Origin of the sequence: Lysinibacillus boronitolerans JCM 21713 = 10a = NBRC 103108 (assembly GCF_000772935.1) — a bacterium.
GTDB classification, from domain to species: domain Bacteria; phylum Bacillota; class Bacilli; order Bacillales_A; family Planococcaceae; genus Lysinibacillus; species Lysinibacillus boronitolerans.
This window is the reverse complement of sequence record NZ_JPVR01000081.1, coordinates 14,050-33,683: the sequence shown is the minus strand read 5'-3', so window position 1 is coordinate 33,683 and position 19,634 is coordinate 14,050. Positions and strand designations below refer to the sequence as shown.

At 41.1% G+C, this 19,634-nt stretch carries 20 protein-coding genes and 1 riboswitch; of the genes, 18 read left to right on the top strand and 2 right to left on the bottom strand.

Going from position 1 to position 19,634, the window contains the following annotated elements; genetic code table 11:
* Window positions 1-263 precede the first annotated feature (263 nt).
* The 14 genes from aspA (at window position 264) to CD31_RS20485 (ending at window position 13,448) form a co-directional block, all read left to right on the top strand.
* The gene (aspA, locus tag CD31_RS20550; protein WP_016992590.1) at window positions 264-1,682 is read left to right on the top strand and encodes an aspartate ammonia-lyase; all 1,419 of its coding nucleotides are present in this window, start codon (window positions 264-266) and stop codon (window positions 1,680-1,682) included.
* Between the two features lie 161 nt (window positions 1,683-1,843).
* Window positions 1,844-3,088 carry a methyl-accepting chemotaxis protein gene (locus tag CD31_RS20545; RefSeq protein ID WP_016992589.1) on the top strand — a complete coding sequence of 415 codons (1,245 nt, stop codon included), beginning with the start codon at window positions 1,844-1,846 and terminating at the stop codon, window positions 3,086-3,088.
* 468 nt (window positions 3,089-3,556) lie between these two features.
* Window positions 3,557-3,859, top strand: a complete 303-nt coding sequence (ureA, locus tag CD31_RS20540) for an urease subunit gamma (protein WP_036080666.1) — start codon at window positions 3,557-3,559, stop codon at window positions 3,857-3,859.
* Window positions 3,860-3,874: 15 nt separating this feature from the next.
* Window positions 3,875-4,243 (top strand): urease subunit beta, encoded by a 369-nt coding sequence (locus CD31_RS20535; RefSeq protein ID WP_036080664.1) that lies wholly within the window; start codon window positions 3,875-3,877, stop codon window positions 4,241-4,243.
* A complete protein-coding gene (gene ureC / locus CD31_RS20530) occupies window positions 4,240-5,955 on the top strand; it encodes an urease subunit alpha (RefSeq protein WP_036080661.1) in 1,716 nt (571 codons plus the stop codon). The genes CD31_RS20535 and ureC overlap by 4 nt, the downstream gene beginning before the upstream one ends.
* Before the next feature lie 53 nt (window positions 5,956-6,008).
* Window positions 6,009-6,455, top strand: a complete 447-nt coding sequence (locus CD31_RS20525; protein ID WP_016992586.1) for an urease accessory protein UreE — start codon at window positions 6,009-6,011, stop codon at window positions 6,453-6,455.
* The gene (locus tag CD31_RS20520) at window positions 6,397-7,137 is read left to right on the top strand and encodes an urease accessory protein UreF (RefSeq protein ID WP_244904990.1); all 741 of its coding nucleotides are present in this window, start codon (window positions 6,397-6,399) and stop codon (window positions 7,135-7,137) included. Before CD31_RS20525 ends, CD31_RS20520 begins: the two co-directional genes overlap by 59 nt.
* 17 nt (window positions 7,138-7,154) lie before the next feature.
* Window positions 7,155-7,784: an urease accessory protein UreG gene (gene ureG / locus CD31_RS20515; RefSeq protein WP_016992584.1), complete on the top strand. Its 630-nt coding sequence runs from the start codon at window positions 7,155-7,157 to the stop codon at window positions 7,782-7,784.
* The gene (locus CD31_RS20510; RefSeq protein WP_036081561.1) at window positions 7,777-8,583 is read left to right on the top strand and encodes an urease accessory protein UreD; all 807 of its coding nucleotides are present in this window, start codon (window positions 7,777-7,779) and stop codon (window positions 8,581-8,583) included. The genes ureG and CD31_RS20510 overlap by 8 nt, the downstream gene beginning before the upstream one ends.
* Before the next feature lie 28 nt (window positions 8,584-8,611).
* Entirely contained in the window at window positions 8,612-10,198 is a 1,587-nt protein-coding gene (locus tag CD31_RS20505; protein WP_036080656.1) for an ABC transporter substrate-binding protein, read from the top strand.
* Entirely contained in the window at window positions 10,188-11,156 is a 969-nt protein-coding gene (locus CD31_RS20500) for an ABC transporter permease (RefSeq protein WP_036080653.1), read from the top strand. Before CD31_RS20505 ends, CD31_RS20500 begins: the two co-directional genes overlap by 11 nt.
* Window positions 11,153-11,965: an ABC transporter permease gene (locus tag CD31_RS20495; RefSeq protein ID WP_036080650.1), complete on the top strand. Its 813-nt coding sequence runs from the start codon at window positions 11,153-11,155 to the stop codon at window positions 11,963-11,965. Before CD31_RS20500 ends, CD31_RS20495 begins: the two co-directional genes overlap by 4 nt.
* Entirely contained in the window at window positions 11,958-12,707 is a 750-nt protein-coding gene (locus CD31_RS20490; RefSeq protein WP_081977526.1) for an ATP-binding cassette domain-containing protein, read from the top strand. The genes CD31_RS20495 and CD31_RS20490 overlap by 8 nt, the downstream gene beginning before the upstream one ends.
* 9 nt (window positions 12,708-12,716) lie before the next feature.
* The gene (locus tag CD31_RS20485) at window positions 12,717-13,448 is read left to right on the top strand and encodes an ABC transporter ATP-binding protein (protein ID WP_245188810.1); all 732 of its coding nucleotides are present in this window, start codon (window positions 12,717-12,719) and stop codon (window positions 13,446-13,448) included.
* Window positions 13,449-13,484: 36 nt separating this feature from the next.
* Here the strand turns inward: CD31_RS20485 and CD31_RS20480 are convergent, their stop codons facing one another.
* On the bottom strand, window positions 13,485-13,880 hold the full coding sequence (locus CD31_RS20480) for a YhfM domain-containing protein (protein WP_036080644.1): 396 nt from the start codon (window positions 13,878-13,880) through the stop codon (window positions 13,485-13,487).
* Window positions 13,881-13,981: 101 nt separating this feature from the next.
* Between CD31_RS20480 and CD31_RS20475 the strand changes: the two genes are divergently transcribed.
* From CD31_RS20475 to CD31_RS20460, 4 genes are all read left to right on the top strand, one after another.
* Window positions 13,982-14,362 (top strand): PH domain-containing protein, encoded by a 381-nt coding sequence (locus CD31_RS20475; RefSeq protein ID WP_036080641.1) that lies wholly within the window; start codon window positions 13,982-13,984, stop codon window positions 14,360-14,362.
* A 96-nt stretch (window positions 14,363-14,458) separates the two neighbouring features.
* A complete protein-coding gene (locus tag CD31_RS20470) occupies window positions 14,459-14,809 on the top strand; it encodes a YkgJ family cysteine cluster protein (protein ID WP_036080638.1) in 351 nt (116 codons plus the stop codon).
* A 572-nt stretch (window positions 14,810-15,381) separates the two neighbouring features.
* A complete protein-coding gene (locus CD31_RS20465; protein ID WP_036080635.1) occupies window positions 15,382-15,993 on the top strand; it encodes a C39 family peptidase in 612 nt (203 codons plus the stop codon).
* Between the two features lie 176 nt (window positions 15,994-16,169).
* Window positions 16,170-16,353, top strand: a riboswitch (cobalamin riboswitch).
* A gap of 226 nt (window positions 16,354-16,579) precedes the next feature.
* Window positions 16,580-17,335 (top strand): hypothetical protein, encoded by a 756-nt coding sequence (locus CD31_RS20460; protein WP_036080632.1) that lies wholly within the window; start codon window positions 16,580-16,582, stop codon window positions 17,333-17,335.
* A 231-nt stretch (window positions 17,336-17,566) separates the two neighbouring features.
* Here CD31_RS20460 and CD31_RS20455 read toward each other — a convergent pair whose 3' ends face one another.
* Window positions 17,567-19,504, bottom strand: coding sequence for an elongation factor G (locus CD31_RS20455; RefSeq protein ID WP_036080630.1), 1,938 nt, complete (start codon window positions 19,502-19,504; stop codon window positions 17,567-17,569).
* Window positions 19,505-19,634: the final 130 nt, after the last annotated feature.

The window sequence follows — 19,634 nt, the reverse complement described above, 5'->3', positions numbered from 1 at the left end:
GCCACAGGACGTGGCGCTTTTGACGGTGTTCTTCTATTATTTCAGTGGAATTTTGAGCAAATAGTATGAGCGAGTCATAAATACCTTACATTGGCGTTCATTGCACAAAACATTTGCTGAATCAAGATAAAATGCGCTCGGTTTTTTGTGTTTTTTTTGCTTTTTTGAAGGATTTTTTTCGTTTACAGAAAAATGACTGTTTACAATACGACTTTTATTAGCTACTATCAAGTGTGAGTATTACATAAAAGGAGACGACAATAATGTCAACACAACGAATAGAAAAAGATTTTTTAGGTGAGCGCGTATTACCAGCAGAGGCGTATTACGGAATTCAAACACTACGTGCTACGGAAAACTTCCCAATTACAGGCTACACAATTCACTCTTCCCTTATTAAAGCAATGGGGATTGTGAAGAAGGCAGCTGCATTAAGTAATATGGAAGTACACCTATTATCAAAAGAAATTGGTGAGGCAATTGTCGAAGCAGCACAAGAAGTGATTGATGGCAAATGGGATGCTGAATTTATCGTAGACCCAATTCAAGGTGGAGCAGGTACATCCATCAATATGAATGCCAATGAAGTCATCGCTAACCGTGCCCTAGAAATTTTAGGGAAAGAAAAGGGTGACTATCACACAGTAAGCCCAAACAGTCATGTCAATATGTCACAATCAACAAATGATGCTTTCCCAACAGCTATTCATATCGCTGTGTTAAATTTAATAGATGAATTATTAATTACGATGGATTATATGCAATCGGTTTTCCATCAAAAAGCAGAGCAATTTGCTCATGTCATTAAAATGGGACGTACGCATTTACAGGATGCCGTGCCAATCCGCTTAGGACAAGAGTTTGAAGCTTATTGCCGCGTGATCAACCGTGACATCGTACGCATTCGTCAAACACGTCCAAATTTATATGATGTGAACATGGGTGCAACGGCTGTCGGAACAGGATTAAATGCCTTCCCAGACTACATTAAATCTGTTGATGAGCATCTTGCTGAAATTTCTGGTTTACCATTAAAAGGGGCAACGCATTTAGTGGATGCTACACAAAATACAGATGCCTACACAGAAGTATCAGGCGCTTTAAAAATCTGTATGATTAATATGTCTAAAATTGCTAATGACTTGCGCTTAATGGCCTCTGGTCCACGCGCAGGCTTAGGAGAAATCCTGTTACCAGCTCGTCAACCAGGTTCTTCAATTATGCCAGGTAAAGTCAACCCAGTAATGCCAGAGGTACTGAACCAAGTAGCCTTCCAAGTAATTGGGAATGACCATACGATTTCTCTAGCATCAGAAGCTGGTCAATTAGAATTAAACGTAATGGAGCCTGTATTAGTGTTTAACCTAATCCAATCCATTAGTATTATGAATAATGTCTTCCGCGCGTTTACTGAAAACTGCTTAAAAGATATTGAAGCAAATGAAGAGCGCATGAAAGAATATGTAGAAAAAAGTGTAGGAGTGCTAACAGCAGTTAACCCTCACATTGGTTATGAAGTAGCTGCTCGTCTAGCACGTGAAGCCATTTTAACAGGTCGTTCTATTCGTGAGCTTTGCCTTGAAGAAGGTGTCCTAACAAAAGAACAACTTGACTTAATTTTAGATCCATATGAAATGACACACCCAGGTATTGCGGGTTCTAGTATTATGAAATTAAAATAAAACGAGCACTAATGGACTGTAGACATGCCCTAGGAGGCTGTCTCCAGTCTTTTTTTTGTAGACCTTTCCTCATATAAAAATAGAGCGTATCCTTATGCGTTTTAGGATAATTCAACTATAATAATGGTATAGAAGACATATTTTAGTTGGGGGAATTTGTAATGAGTTTACGAAAAAAGAGTTTACTTGGCTTTTCCGTTTTAAACGTCTTAATGATCATTATTTTATTCATCGATTTAGCCAATGTAACGACATTAGATTGGTTTTCTACCGTGTTAACGATTGTAGGAATTGCTATTACATTATCTTACACAGTGTATGTCCACTACAAAGTGATACAGCCCATCAAACAATTAACAGAGGCTGCGCAAGGAATTACGGCAGGCCAATTAGATACAGTTGTCATTGAGGTTCGTGACAATGGTGAAATTTCTCAACTAGCACAATCCTTTTTAGAGATGCAGGAACAATTACGAACAATGACACAAAAAATTGCGCACAGTTCTACGAATTTATCAGCAAGCATAGAGGAACTATCTGCGAGTACGAATGAAATTACGCTTGCTGTGGAAGAAGTAGATCAACAAATGGAGAAGACGTCCGAGGGCTTGAAGCAAGCAGCGCAATCGGCTAATGATAGTGCTAAATCTATGCAAGAAACCGTTGATGGCATTGAGCGAATTACAGTAGCCACACAAGATGTGTTTGTGCATGCGAAAGATGCTAGCGAGATAGCAGGAAATGGTGCAAATATTTTACATGTGGCAAAGGAACAAATGCAATTTATTTCCTCTTCAACAGAAAAAACAAGTGGATTGATGCAGCAATTATCCCTTAAAATGTCAGATATTAAATCAATGACAGATATGATTACAGCTATTACAGATCAAACAAATCTATTAGCATTAAATGCGGCCATAGAAGCAGCTCGCGCTGGAGAGCATGGTAAAGGCTTCGCCGTTGTAGCTGAGGAAGTGCGTCAATTAGCAGAGCAATCAAAGCACTCTGCAACGCAAATTGTGGATTTAGTTGTAGGAATAGAAAGTGATACAAAACAAGTAGCTTCATCAGTAGAAGATGATTTAAAAAATGTTCAACAAGGCGTTTATGTCATTGACGAGGCGACAAAATCCTTTGGCACGATTTCACAGCATGTTAGTCAAATGACGAGTCAGCTTGAGGATATTTCGACGACAGCAGAGCAGCTTTCAAGTAGCGCCAATGAAGTGGCATCCACTGTAACAACCATCGCTGCTGGTATGGACAAGCTATCGAATTATACAGAAGCTGTTTTACATTCAATGGATGAGCAAACAGCCTCAATGCAAGCAGTTAATCATGTCACACAGGATTTAAGTGTCCAAGCGGATAACTTACAAAAGTTAACAAATCAATTTCATGTCTAGGTAAGAAATTGATATTTTCAAGATTTTTTAGCCCTGAAATAACTATCACATATTAATAATTTTACAAGTTTTTTAGTATAATTTTTATCTTCCTTTCAGACAATCGAGAAGAGGCTTTTTTACAGACGACCAATTTTCTGTAAAATATGCCTCTTTTTTTATTATTTATTTCATAAACTTGTAAATTAACAGATAAATAAAAATGTTGAATTTTCTAATCGAGTTTCTTATAATGGACTAGCTGTTACCTCTATTACTCACTTCAACTATTGCAACCCGCACTCGCCGGGTCAACAAGTCATTTCTATTTCTCTTCGCATATCCCTTGCGAAATCATAATTTGTAAGACAACAACTAAATGTAACTAAAACTGAATCGTAAGACCATTACAAAAAACTGAAAGGAAGTCATGCCTCGAAAAAATATTATTGAAAGATAATTCTGAATAAAAGAAAGAGAGAGATTGGATTGAAGCTATCACCAGTTGAACAAGAAAAATTACTCCTCCATGTGGCAGGAGAACTTGCGCTGAAAAGAAAAGCTCGTGGCTTAAAGCTAAATTATCCAGAAGCTGTCGCTCTAATTAGCAGTTTTATTATGGAAGGTGCTCGAGATGGTAAAACGGTAGCACAGCTTATGAGTGATGCCAAGCATGTACTGACAGCGGAAGATGTGATGGAAGGTGTCGGGGACATGATTTCAGATGTGCAGGTTGAATGTACATTCCCAGATGGGACGAAACTTGTCACAGTTCACCGTCCAATTCAGTAAAAGGAGTGTTTGTGGATGATTCCTGGAGAAATTCGACCGAAAAACGAAGTGATTGAAATCAATGTGGGACGAGCAACGAAAAAGGTATTGGTGGCGAATACAGGTGACCGCCCGATACAAGTAGGTTCCCATTTTCATTTTATTGAGGTTAATAGATTTCTAGCGTTTAATCGACAAGATGCGATTGGTATGCATCTCAATATTCCATCAGGAACAGCCGTGCGTTTTGAACCTGGGGAAGAAAAAGAGGTGGAGCTTGTCGAATTTGGTGGTAAACAACATGTCTTTGGCTTAAATATGTTAACAGAGGGCTCTACCCACCATAAGGACGAAATTTTAGACAAGGCAATTGAAGGTGGCTTTAAAGGAGCGGAAGAAAAATGAAGGTAACACATGAAGCTTACGCGAAAATGTTTGGCCCCACTGTGGGCGATAAAGTCCGTTTAGCCGATACGGATTTATGGATTGAAATTGAGAAGGACTATACTTCATACGGTGATGAGGGGGTCTTTGGTGGTGGTAAATCACTACGTGTCTCAATGGGGCAAAATGGTAAAAACACACGCAATGAAGGTGTCCTGGATACCGTTATTACCAATGTGATGATTATCGACTATACAGGCATTGTGAAAGCAGATATTGGTATCAAAGATGGTCGCATTATCGGTATAGGGAAAGCAGGTAATCCAAACAGCATGGATGGTGTCGATCAGGACATGATCATTGGTGTTGGAACAGAGGTTTATGCAGGCGAAGGGCTTATTGCAACGGCAGGAGCAATTGACACGCATATCCATTTCATCAGTCCCGATCAGGTGGAAACAGCATTATTAGCAGGGACAACGACATTTATTGGCGGTGGAACAGGTCCTGCAGCAGGCTCAAAGGCGACAAGCTTAACGGCAGGTGAATGGCATCTGCATCGCATGCTACAGGCTGTAGAGGGATTCCCCATCAATGTTGGTTTGCTTGGAAAGGGTAGTGCATCTGATCCTGCGCCTATTATTGAGCAGGTTCGTGCAGGCGCAATCGGTTTAAAAATCCATGAGGACTGGGGTGCAACACCAGCTGCACTCGATCAAAGTCTATCGGTGGCAGATGAATATGATATTCAAGTTGCCCTACACTCCGATACATTGAATGAAGCAGGATTTGTAGAAGATACAATCAATGCGATTGATGGCCGTGTCATTCATATTTTTCATACGGAAGGGGCGGGTGGCGGTCATGCACCAGACCAATTAGTGATGGCATCCTTACCTAATATTTTGCCAGCATCGACGAATCCTACCAAACCGTTTACGACAAACACGATTGATGAGCATTTAGATATGCTGATGGTTTGTCACCATCTAAAGCATGATGTACCAGAGGATGTGGCATTTGCAGATTCACGCATACGCCCAGAAACAATTGCAGCGGAAGATATTATGCAGGATTTAGGGATTTTGAGCATCATGTCTTCCGATTCACAAGCGATGGGACGTGTTGGTGAGGTCACAATACGAACGTTCCAAACAGCAGACAAAATGAAAAAACAGCGTGGTCCATTACCACAGGATGAAGGCAAGGATCACGATAATTATCGCGTTAAGCGTTATATAGCAAAACTAAATATTAACCCAGCTATTGCCCATGGCATAAGCCATGAAGTAGGCTCGCTGGAAGAAGGTAAATTAGCAGATATCGTCTTATGGGACCCAGCGTTCTTTGGGGTGAAGGCGGAGGTTGTCATTAAGGCTGGAATTGCCGTGTATGGTATAACAGGCGATCCAAATGCATCGATTCCTACACCACAGCCAATGAAAGGTCGTCGGACATATGGCTTCTACGGTCAAGGACCCCAGCATTGTGGCATGACATTTTTACCGAAAATCGCTGTGGAAGAAGGCTTGCCAGAAAAATTAGGCTTAAAACGAATGATTGGCACGGTTTCAAATTGCCGAAATATTCGTAAAGCTGACATGAAGCTTAACAATGCCACGCCGCAGATTGATGTCAATCCAGAAACCTATGAAGTGAAAATTGATGGGGAGCTAGCAACATGTGAACCAGTGGATGTACTTCCAATGGCACAACGCTATTTCTTATTCTAAGCACATTATATGAGTGTAACAGCGAATACAAAGAAAACGAGGAGCTAAACCATATGTTAATAGAAAAAATAATTGGCAACATAGCGAATGAAGAAGAACATCCACAAAAGGCAACGGAATGGATTGAGCTAGAGTGGGAGGAATTAAGCAAACGCATTCTTCGCACAGCAACGGATCAAGGAACAGATATCGCTTTACGTATAGAGGGTGAAGAGCCTCTACAATATGGTGACCTATTATTCGAGGATGAGCAACGACGAATTGCAATCCGTACAAAATTGGAGCCAGTTCTTGTGATTACACCAAAAGATATGTACGAAATGGGGAAAGCTGCCTTTGAATTAGGCAATCGCCATACTCCTTGCTTAATTGAAAACAATGAAATCATCGTACGAGCAGATCATACGATTAATCCATTATTAGATGAAATTGGGGTGCACTATGAAACGACTGAACGACGCTTCAAGCAACCGTTCAAATACCGCGGACACGCTCACTAATTTATCCTTATTACAATTATTGCAAATCCATGACTCCGCATTTCCAATTGGTTCCTATACGCATTCCTATGGTATGGAAACGTATATTCAGGAAGATATCATTCGCACAAAGGAACAATTAGTTGAATTTTGTCAGGTCTATTTATTTCAAAATCTAGTCTATGGGGACGCCATCCTCATTCAAGAGGCGTTCCATGCAGCTAAAAGGAGAGATGTTGCCCATCTTATGGAGCTCGACGAAATCTGTGGGGCAATGAAGCTAGCGAAAGAATCTAGAGACGCTAGTGTCAATGTAGGGAAGCAATTTATGCGAACGGTAGCCCCTCTAATGGAGAGTCCTTTTTTATTGCAATGGAAAGAGCAGATTGACCGTGAAGAAGTAAAAGGCCATTATGCAATTCTCTATGGGCTTTATTGTGAAGCACTAGGTGTGAATGTTTTTCACGCAGTCATGACCTTTATGTACGCATCAATTAGTGGTTTAGTACAAAATGCTGTCCGTGCTGTACCGTTTGGTCAAAATACAGGTGTGCAAGCATTACATACCTTACTACCCTCTGTGGAGGAAGCAGCTACAACAGTGATGACATTAACAATGGATGATCTAGCGAATAATGCATTAGGTATTGAACTAGCTTCCATGAAGCATGAGTTTTTATTTTCGAGATTATTTATTTCATAGAAAGCGAGAGGATCTATATGAAACCAGTACGCATTGGTATCGGTGGACCTGTTGGTTCAGGCAAAACATCTTTAGTCGATCAATTAACACGGGTAATGCATGAACACTACAACGTAGCCGTGATTACCAACGATATTTATACAAGAGAAGATGCACAGTATTTAATCACAAACGGCGTGTTAGCAGAGGAGCGAATTATTGGGGTAGAAACAGGTGGTTGTCCACATACAGCCATTCGAGAGGATGCCTCGATGAATTTTGCTGCGATTGATGATTTGAATAAAAGCTTTCCAGATTTAGATATTATTTTTATTGAAAGCGGTGGCGATAATCTATCGGCAACATTTAGTCCTGAGCTCGTGCATGGCTATATTTATGTCATTGATGTGGCAGAGGGACAGGACATCCCACGTAAGGGTGGTCCAGCGCTAACACGTTCAGATTTATTGCTTATTAATAAAACATCACTAGCTCCTCATGTTGGGGTTGATCTTGAGCTAATGGATCAGGACGTGAAAAAAATGCGTGCTGGACGTCCATATATTTTTGCGGATGTTCGCTCTCAAACGAATGTAGATAAGGTGGTTGAATGGATTCAGCACCATTTGCTACTTGAAGGTGCCGAAGCAGTTGAAAAAGATGTTTAACCCCAGCAAAGTTAATCATTTTGGCAAATTAGAGATGGTCTTTGAACCAAGACGGGGCTATACACGACTTGTCCATGTGTACCAGCAGCCCCCATTAAAGGCTAGTCGTGAGCTATACGAGGGCAATCATCCAGCAGCTACCATTTTTATCATGGAATCCTCAGGGGGCATGGTTGCAGGCGATCGCAATGAAATGACGATTACACTTGCACCAGATAGTCAGGTAAAGCTCAAGCAACAATCAGCATTAAAAATTTACCCTTCACACAATGGTGAGTTCTGTACACAAGCCATAACGGTGGAACTTGCAGAGCAGGCGAGATTAGAATGGCTTCCTGAGGTGATTATCCCATTTGAACGAGCACAATTTCAGGTGAATACGACCATACGTATGAAGGAAAGCTCAACATTGATCTGGGGAGAGATTGTCGCTCCAGGGAGAGAAATGCGAGGGGAAATCTTTGACTATCAAGCATTTCAATCCAAATACAAGCTCTATGTAGAGGATACTTTGATTGCTTTTGATTCCTTGCAATTCAAGCCGCAGGAGTTGAGCTTTACCAAAATCGGCTTGCTTGAAAAGGCACGCTATATTGGTTCTTTGTGGATTGTCTCTCCATTGGTGCGCAATCTGCAAATAAGGGATTTACAGAATCAAATCCAACAGGAGCAGTCCCTTCAGGCAAGTGTGACAAAATTGACAGATCAAGCCATTCATTGTAGATGGCTTGCCAAGGAGCAACGAACACTTCACAAGGAAATAAACCGCATGTTCGAGTACATCTCAGCTATGCTGTAATTTCTGTTGTGATAAAGGAGATAGTAAATTGAAAAAGTTTTCCGTATTGATGCTTTTGATGGTGCTAGCGGTAGTTCTTGTGGGCTGCGCGTCCAATCAAGGAGGAGAAAAACAGCCGATAGCTACATCATCTGCCCAAGCAAATGAGCTTATCTTTGCCTCAGAGTCTGAGTTTGCGGGCTTAAACCCTCTTTTGGAGGAAACCAATTTAGATGCCTTTTTATTTAGAGGTCTGATGCGCTTTGATGAGCATAATATACCCATTAACGATATTGCTCAAAGTATTAAAATATCTGATGACCAGATGACTTATACCATTTCAATTCACAATGATGTGACTTTTCATGATGGGCATCCATTAACGGTGGACGATATTATGTTTACCATTAACAGTATTTTGGATGATGCAAATGGTTCTTATTTAAAGTCTGATTTTATCCATGTTGCGTCAATGGAAAAGGTCAATGACACGACGATGACTATCCAATTAGATGAGCCGTTTACACCACTTTTGGACAAATTAACGGTACCGATTTTACCAAAGCATGCCTTTGAGGGGCAAGAGCTGAGAACCGCTACATTTAACCAACAGCCAATCGGTGCTGGTCCATATATGTTTGAGCAATGGGACAAAGGGACAAGCCTGACACTAAAGGCATATCCATCTTTCTTTGGCACAAAAGCTTCTATTGAGAAAGTAATTTTTAAATTTATCCCCGATAGTAATGTGAGGGCGCTCCAGCTAAAGTCGGGTGAGGTTGATATAGCGTTACTAGACCCCAATCAGGTGGAGGAGCTATCGAAGGTTGAGCATTTAAAGCTATACGAGGTGGAATCAGCAGATTATCGCGGTGTGCTCTTTAATATGAAGTATCCAATTTGGCAGGACGTTGCTGTTCGAAAGGCCATTAGCTATGGAACAGATCGTGCAGGTATTGTCAAAGGCATTTTACATGGATACGGTACAGAAGCATACTCACCACTACAAAAGCATGCCTTTGCGAACACCAACATCGAGCATTATACGTATGACCTTGATAAGGCAAACGAGCTACTTGACCAAGCGGGCTGGCAAATAGCTGATGATGGTTTCCGCTATAAGGATGGTCAAAAATTAGCGTTTACTATTACGGCACCCATTACTGACACAGTGCGTGTGAACATGGCTAACTATGTGGCTGAGGGCTATAAAGAAATTGGGGCAGATGTGCAAGTAGCTGCACTCGATTGGAGCAATATTGTCATTGAAGACACAGAAGCCTTTATGGTTGGCTGGGGAAGCCCGTATGATGCAGATCATCATACGTATAGCCTCTTCCATTCTGGTGAATCCAGTCTCACAAGTGCTGGCTACAATTACGGTAGCTACAGCAATCCGAAGGTAGATGCGTTACTAGAAGAGGGGCGTACAGCTGTCGATCCTGAAAAACGTAAGGAAATCTATAGGGCATTACAGGAGGAGCTAGCACAAGATCCACCGTTCGCATACTTTGCCTATGTGGATGCTGTCTATGGTATTAATCAGCAGATTAGTGGTGTCAAAGAGCGCATTTTAGGTCATCACGGGGCAGGCTTCCTCTGGAATGTCGAGGAGTGGAAATGGCATGATCGCTAAATGGATCGGGAAGCGCGTGATAATGGGGACAATTGTCCTCATTATCGTGAGCTTCCTCTCTTTTTTCATGATGCATGCTGCTCCTGGTAATCCAGCCGCAGCGTATTATGGTGGCAATGCCCAAACATTATCAACTGCCGAAAAAGAACGTATTGAAACAGCTTTTGGTCTGGATCAACCGATACTCTATCAATATGGTGTGTGGCTCCAGGAAGCGCTGCAAGGAAATTTAGGCTACTCAGCAAAAGAGGGCAGACCTGTAGCGACAATTATACAAGAACGTTTACCAAATACACTACAGCTCGTTGTCCTAACATTAGGCATCGTAGCCATTGCCTCAACATGGCTTGGTATCCAGGCAGGCATGAAGGAGGGTTCGTTATTAGATCGCGGACTTTCCTTTGTAAGTATTGCTAGCTCAGCCATCCCTCCATTTTGGCTTGGCATTTTATTTATCATGGTGTTCTCCGTACAGCTAGGCTGGTTTCCTACATCAGGGATGAAGGATGTACGAGGAGATGGCGGCCTTGTGGACCGACTATACCATATGGTTCTTCCTTTATCGGTTCTTGTACTGTCGCATGTCGGGGTATTCGCACGTTTTTTACAGGAAAATGTGAAGGCAGAGAATCATCGTTATTATGTACAGGTGGCACGTGCCAACGGAGTACCTGAACGAGCCATTCGTAAGATGGTTTTACGCAATGCCATTATTCCATATATCAATTATGTCGGTGTGACCATCCCATCATTTTTTGGAGGGTCCATCGTGGTTGAAACATTATTTGGCTGGTCTGGCTTAGGTCAGCTTTTGGTGAAAGCAGTGATGGTAAAGGACTTTCCTGTGCTGATGGGCGCCATTTTAATCATTGGCGTAGTAGTCGTTTTCTGTTTATTTGTGATTGATGTCCTTATGATTTTTCTCAATCCCCGCTTAAGAAGAGGGGGAATTGTATGAGAAAAGAGCGAAAAATGCCCATCTTTTGGCTAGTGATTCTTGGTATTCTAGTGGGCTTGACCCTATTTTCCTCATGGCTAGTGCCTTTTGAGCCAAACGCGATGGATATGAATCATATTTATGAAGCTCCTAATGGTACACACCTCCTTGGTACAGATCAGCTAGGTAGAGATGTTCTTTCCCGCCTACTAATAGGTGGTAGAGTGACCCTTTTTATCGCTACGTTATCAGTTGTTCTATCCAGCATAATGGGCATTATCTATGGCGGTATAAGTGGCTATTTCGGTGGAGCTATTGATGCAGTGATGATGCGTATACTAGAGGCATTTTTAACCATTCCCTCTTTAGTGATTGTGCTTGCTCTTCAAGCGATTATGCAAGGGAGTGTATGGCGCATGGCAATAATTATGGGGTGCACCGGTTGGTTTGTCACTGCCCGTATCGTGCGCTCTGAATTTATCCGTTTGAAGGAAATCGAGTTTATCCACATGGCGAAGATGTTCCGCACTCCGTTGTGGAAAATTCTTTTTCATCACTTATTGCGCAATAGTCTTCCCGCCATTTTTGTCGTGACGATATTTAATTTTGCTGGGGCTATTTTCACGGAAGTATCCTTAAGCTTTTTAGGTATTGGTGTTCCACCATCCATTCCATCATGGGGGACGATGCTCTATACAGCACAAAATGATTTACTCGTCGGTGCATGGTGGATGGGCCTTTTTCCTGGGGTGTTCATCTTCGTAACGATTTTATGCGTGCAAGCCATTGGTAGTAGAGTTAAGCAGGTAGGAGGACAGACACATGTTTAAGATGGAAAATGTTACTGTACAAATAAATGAAAAATTCATATTGAACAATCTCTCGTTTACGGTGCCAAAAGGACAGATTTCCGTAATTATTGGAGAAAGCGGTAGTGGAAAAAGCACCACGCTCTCTGCCATCCTTGGCATACTTCCAGCGCTAGCAACTGTTGAAGGCTCAATCTTTTTTAATGGAAGAAATTTAGTGGCGTTAGCGAAACAGGATCAAGCCGCGCTACGCCAAAGGCACTTTTTTACGATTTTTCAGGATGCTGCTAATAGCTTTTCGCCAACGCAAAAAATGAAACAGCAATTGTATGGATTAACGGCTTTACGGATGGGGCAGACAATGGCAGTATTTCTCGCTAAAATGAAGCGTATTGTACAAGACTTACATTTACCAGATGATGTGTTGGAGCGCTATCCCTTCGAGCTTTCAGGAGGGATGCTACAGCGCTGTATGCTTGCCTGTGCTCTCTATCTGGAGCCAGCTGTTTTGTTAGCGGATGAACCTACCTCTTCCTTAGATATGCTGCATCAACAGGAATTTATTCAACAATTGAAAAGGCTTCATAGCCAGCTAGAAACAACCGTACTCTTAATTATCCATGATTTAGATGTAGCTGCTTCCATCGCAGATTTTATACTCGTCATGAAAAATGGAGAAATTGTGGAGCGAGGGCAAGTAACAGAAATTTTTGAGCAGCCGAAGCATCCATACACTAGGCAGCTAGTTGCGCATCATTTTTAGGAGGAGGTGTTGGCTTTGTTACTTCAGGTACACAATATCTGTAAAAGCTACCGAAAGGGACGCCCAATATTAAATCAAATTCATCTTACTGTAGGAAAAGGTGAAATAGTCGGCTTAGTAGGAGAAAGTGGCAGTGGCAAAAGCACATTGGCCAAGGTGATTATGCAGCTAGAAGCTCCTGATAAAGGGGCAGTATATTTTCAACAGCAACCAATTACCAAGCATCATCGCCCCAACTTTTATGACAACTGCCAGATCATTTTTCAAAATGCTACAGCCGCTTTAAATCCCATGTGGACTGTAAGGGACCTATTAAGAGAGCCACTTCAGCATAAGCAACCTGTAACGGACAGCTATTTACAGACCATGCTGGAGAAGGTCAAGTTACCAACAGATCTATTACATGCCTTGCCCTCTGAGCTAAGTGGCGGAGAAAAACAGCGAGTCAATTTATTACGATCCATTTTAGTCGAGCCACAATTAATCGTATGTGATGAAATTATTTCAAGCCTAGATCGCTTGATTCAACGAGAGATCGTCGATTTATTAAAGACATTGAATAAAGAAAGGGCTATGGCCATTCTCTTTATCTCCCATGACTTAAAGGCTGTTTCCTATTTATGCGACCGCATTTATGTGATGAAGGCTGGAACCATTGTTGATGAGAGCAACAAAGAGAATGATGGCTTTACCTTCACGGACAGCTATGCAAAAATGCTGTTTCAGGCAATGGATAATTGATTTGGCAAAACACTTCCTTTGAATGGAAGTGTTTTTTTATGGGTGAACGAGCGCAGCTAATTTTTCAGTGAACTCCTCAGAGATGGTATAGATCGTATGCGTATCCTTGACATGCATCAAACTACTGTTTTGTCCTTTATCCCCTAGCCAAAGATGATAGCCATAGTTGTTTCCTGCCTTGTCTATTATTTGTACATCATATTCAGGTGAAGCCATATTGACAATCCCCTCGTTTTTGACAGCTGTTACAATGGCCTGTTGGAATAATGTAAGTGATTCTTCATCCTGATATTTTTTAATAAAATCAGGGTTTATCTTGCCAAATTCAGCGCCAATGGAAATGCTGACCTTAGCTAATGCATCTGTCTTTTCATTACATCCTAATAAAACAACGGCTAATAGCGACAATAAAGCAACTTTAAATATTCGCAACCTCTCACCCCCTCAATAAGTTAAATAATACCACCATTTCCTGTCGTAGCTCTCACTTCTTTGTAATACATTAAATAAACGAGAGCGAAAGGGGACAGATAGTGGGCTTATTTGATGGATTGATCGGCAATGCAAGTGAGGTGAATTTAGAAAAATTACAGCAGGAAGTAAAGGATTTATTAATTCCAAACGAGACAGTCAAGAATGCCTATAAAATTATTAGAGATACGTTTATTTTTACCAATAAGCGATTGATCCTCATTGATAAGCAAGGAGTGACTGGCAAGAAAACGGAGTATCATTCCATTCCCTATAAAAATATCGTTCATTTTTCAGTAGAGACAGCTGGGACATTTGATTTAGATGCAGAGCTCAAAATATGGGTGTCTGGTAGTCCATTACCGATTCAAAAAAACTTCAATAAGGCGACAAATATTTATAAGGTGCAAAGTGTCTTAGCGCAGTATGTATTGGGGACGTAATGTATGCTATAATAATAGTAACATTTACAAAACACATCTTCTAAAGCCCGCATGTATGCGAGGCTTTTTTTGTTGTGTAATAAAAGGAGAATAAAGATGGGGAATTTACCATGTGAAGGGTGTAAGGGGTTATGCTGTGGTCCAGTTCCAATCACAGAGAAGGAATTAAGGAACATTAAAAAGAAGCTCAAATCAATGCCAACTAAAATGCGTTTAGAGCTTAAAAATCAACAACGTTTTATGGGCACTTGTATTTTTTACGATTTACAAAAGGATCGATGTGGCATCCATGCCGTACGACCAGAAATTTGTAGGATGTTTGGCTATTATAAGGAGCTAGTTTGTTTTCGAAAACCAGCAGTCGCAACTAAAACGATGGATACTTCGACAATAGCAAAGCCTATAGGTATCCTATCGTTAGATTATACGTGGAAGGATTTTGAGTAGTTATTTTTATGAGAGAAACTAGGCTGCCAAGAATATCCTGTAACAATTACTCAGGAGTTTTCCTGAATAATGGATGGTTTTTAGTTATTATGGTAAAATAAACCATTGGAGTTGGCGAAGATAATTGCTTTGATAGGAGGTTAAACAGATGGAGGATATTAGCGAAAGAAAGAGTAGTTTAGAGGAGAAAGCAATAGGAAGAACCTTTAATTGGAGTCACACTACATTTTTCAAAATTCAGACATAGTGAAAACATTTTTATGAACGTTAAGGCTGTACTATTTGGATGCAAATGATCTAACAGACAAAATGTAATGCTGAATAGGGAACGATATGGCTTTAGGTACGATGCTTACTTTATGACAAAAAATCAAGAGGAACTTCAAGAAGAGTTAATTAACTCTAATGCGAAGATCGTAGGTACTTTAGATAATACTGATTACAATAATAAAGAATGAAGATCTCTTTAACAGGTCCGTTTGTTTAATAAGAGCAGGAGCTTCTTGTGCGAACGATGCAAGTAAAAGGATTTTGAATATTGTTGTAATTGGACAAAAGCATGGGGGGATAATATGTTTATCGTTAAAACCGCTATTTTATGGATAGTTATATCAACAATCATTAATGGATATTTAATGACATTCCCTATACCAAATTTTCGAAAAAGAGAGTATCCGGCTAAGTATCAAATTAAACGAAATAATAGGATCGATATACAAAACAACAGGGAATGTGCAGGATTTTCAACAGCGTATGTGTTGCGACATTTTGGAATAGAGGCCGATGGAGAATCGTTATATTCAAATTTCCCTAGTAAGATGAGTTCAGGTAATGTGTATCCAAAGGGAATCCGGACTGTGCTAAGGAAAAAGGGATTGAAAACAAGCTATTATAAAGGAACAATAAATACATTAAAGTATGAGGTTAGTAAAGGGACGCCCGTAATTGTTTTCATTAAAGTACATAAGGATTATCCTAATTTGCATTTTGTCCCTGTTGTTGGATATGACGAGCAGTATGTCTACCTTTCAGAGTCATTAAGGCAACTGGTGAATTGTAATGATGCTAACTATAGCTATAATCGAAAAGTGGCTATTAATGAATTTAAAAAATTGTGGAATGTAAAAAACATTACGATGCCTCTTTATAGCAATACTTATATAACAGTAGAACCTTTATCTTAATTGACAGGTGCGGTTATTCAATAAAGTTATCGATTTAAAAGGGTTGCGGGTAGAGGTTTCATAGGTAAATGATAGTTTGTAAAATATTGCGAAAATTGACTTTTAATTCACAAGGATTTACAATTGATTTTAATAGTTTAAAGGAATGTGGAGTACACTCCATTCCTATGACAATTGAATAGCGTGTAGTAATAGGTGTAAATTGCGTGCAATTTGCTTAAAAGGGAAGTCGGTGAGAATCCGACACTGTCCCGCAACTGTAAATGTGAGCGACTTTTCAGTATCCACTGTCTTTGGACGGGAAGGAGAAAAGAAGCGATGACCATGAGTCAGGATACCTGCCTGTTACGAGTACACACCATAAACCTACGAGGAATAGGAGGTGGCATGTTGACAAAACAGAATGCTCTGTTCGTCACAGTACGTCAAACGCCCATAGTAAATGAAAGGGTTCACAATCGAACTCGTTCACACATACTTAGGGTTTGTTTGGCATTGTGTGATGAAAGAAGATAAAATGAAGGATTTCCTCAAAAGTAGGGAGTCCTTTTTGTTTTGAAAATATGTACGCAAAGGGGATGCACGTATGACAAATATTCATGGAACGACAACGCTGGAAACGCCTTATGAAGATCTGAACATTTGTAAGCAACCACGCACAGAAGTTGCCAAGAAAGCAAAAACAAGAATGGTGGTCGAATCGCTAATCGATCAATTATTAGCAACGAAGCTGATACGCAACGATCGCTTCTTTGAGCAAATCTTATATAATAAAGAAATTATTTGGATACAAAATGGGGATGTGGACGGTCATCTTTTAGCGAAAGCAGCCATAGCAGATGAACTCAAAACAAAGACCAATAGTTTTATGATGTACATGCCGACCAATCCGATTGTTTATGAGGTCAACGGAGAAGCGTATCACTTAATTACGCGCATTGATTCTACACGCGCAAAGCCCAAACTTGACCGTCTATCATTGGAGCCAAAGCCTGTTTTAAGTGCTGCGCGTGTCAATGACTTATTATGCTCGATTGTCATGCGCTTTTATGAAACATATTTACAAGATTTAGCACCTCACCATGATAAACTCATCGCATTTGTGCAGCAGGAATATGCCCAATTTATTGAAGCAGTGCAAGCGTTAAATGATTATCATTTCAACTGGCATCCACGTGGCAACGGTCACGAGCTTTTGCTGCAATTAATTGACCATCTCCAACTATTAAAAAGTCGACCAGGTAAGGTACTGATTGATTTTACGAACAAGCATGACTACGTGGTAGTGGAACCCGCTTATTTGATGGACAAACCAACAAAGAAAGCAGTCGGTGCACTATAAAAAACAAGCCCTCCATTTCTGGAGGGCTTGTAATCATTTTATTGCAGGGTAGAGATATATTTACGCCCAAGCAAGAAATACCCGCGCTAGAGCGACGAATACCCGCGGAAGTAAGTGAAATACCCGCGCTAGAGCGATGAATACCCGCGGAAGCAAGTGAAATACCCGCGCTCGAGCGACGAATACTCGCGGAAGCAAGCAAAGCCTTCACGCGAACAAAATCACCCCATTTTACAGGCAGTGCATGGCTGCCTGTGCTTCTTGCCACGGAACCGTATATCCTTTGCCCTTTGCACAAAAGATACTGGAGGAACTATACTCAGGGTCGGCATTTTTATCATAGCCAATCTGTGCAATCACCTCCTCTGTATTATGGCACACATCATAGCCATCAAATTGGAGTGTGAGTGCACCTTTCCCATTTGTATAGGCGGCAAAGGTTGCACTGTAGCTCATTAAAGTGGCAACAGGCGCACGACCTGTTAGGATAACATCCGCTTCAGATAAAATCGGGTCATCGAATGTGCCTGCTGCTTGCTGAATATCAGTCATCATACGGCCAATATAGTCGTTTGAAGCCTTCATTTTAAAGCGATAATAGGGTTCTAGTAGTACATTTTGTGCCTGCTCCAGCCCCTGGCGCAGGGCACGGAAACTGGCTTCACGGAAATCTCCCCCTGATGTATGCTCGTTGTGCCCGCGACCTGTTAGAAGTGTAAAATGAATATCTGTTACAGGGAAGCCTGTCAGTAGCCCATGATGGTCACGCTCAAACAGGTGCTTTTCAACAAGGCGCTGATTGCCTATGGATAAATGATCTGCATGACAGGCATTGCTGAAGGTATTACCTGTTCCACGTGGATTTGGCTCCATTAATAAATGCACTTCTGCATAATGCTTGAGGGGCTCGAAATGACCATAGCCCGTTACGGTTGTCGCAATGGTTTCCATATATAAAATTTGCGGCTCACCAAAGGAGACAGCTATTGAAAAACGCGTCATTAATACCTCTGTCAGGACCTCCAATTGAATGACACCCATAATATGCACATGGATTTCCTGAAATTTTTCCTGCCAGACCACACGCAAGGACGGCTCTTCTGCTTCGAGTAAACGGAAAATCTGTAGCACTTCCTTGATATGCTGATCGCCCTCATATTGAACCTTTGCCTGTAAGGTTGGGACAAGCTCATAGGGCTGGGATAGCATCGTTGTACCGATTCGATCTCCAATATTTGCCTGACTCAGCCCTTTGACAGCGAAAATCTCTCCTGCCTCAACCTGTTGAATGGTTTCAAAGCGACTGCCATTATAAAGGCGAATTTCGGTCACTTTTTCTGTTATTTCGCCAAATGAAAATTCATCCCGCACATGCAACGAGCCCTTGATCGCCTTCATAAAGGTTAAACGTTGGTGCCCATCATGACGAATTTTAAAAACCTCGCCCTCAAACGGTGCATCCTTGTCAAAATGGGTACATGTTAACAGTGGGAGCTGGTCAAGAAATTCCTGAATGCCCTCATCCTTTAAGGCTGAGCCAGCAAAGCAGGGGAAGGCACATTCATGTTTAATCATTTCCTGTAACTGAGCAAGACACTGTTCATGCTCCAATGACTCATTCAGAAAGGCATCAAGCAATTCTTCGTCGCGCTCCGCCAGCCATTCCATGATGCTATTTGATACATAATCTGCTCGCAGCGGCTCATCGACGAACAATACTTGCTGAGAGCAATCTTTGTGAAGCTGACTCATGACAGCCTCCACATTGGCACCTTCACGATCAATCTTATTAATAAAGAAAAAGGTAGGAACATGGTATTGACGTAAAAGTTGCCACACTGTTTCTGTATGGCCTTGTATCCCTTCGACAGCGCTAATGATAATAATGGCATAATCCATTACTCGAATGGCACGCTCCATCTCAGGGGAGAAATCGACATGCCCTGGCGTATCAATCAATGTGTATGTATCGTCGCCAATGCTCATGCGCCCCTGCTCAGCAAATATTGTAATGCCTCGTCTGCGCTCTAGCTCATGATGATCAAGAAAGGTATCCTGATGATCGACTCGACCACGGGCTTGAATACTATTTGTATGAAAAAGTACTTGCTCAGAGAAGGTCGTTTTCCCTGCATCCACATGCGCAAGTACACCGATTGTTTTGTACATAGGAAATCCTCGTTTCTATAGATTGCTATCTTTTTATTGTAACAGAATACTAGCTCCTTTATTTCTTGTAAAATAGTTCGTCTTTATGTCGAAATAGTGTTAATATAATGATGATTATACTATTAGCATC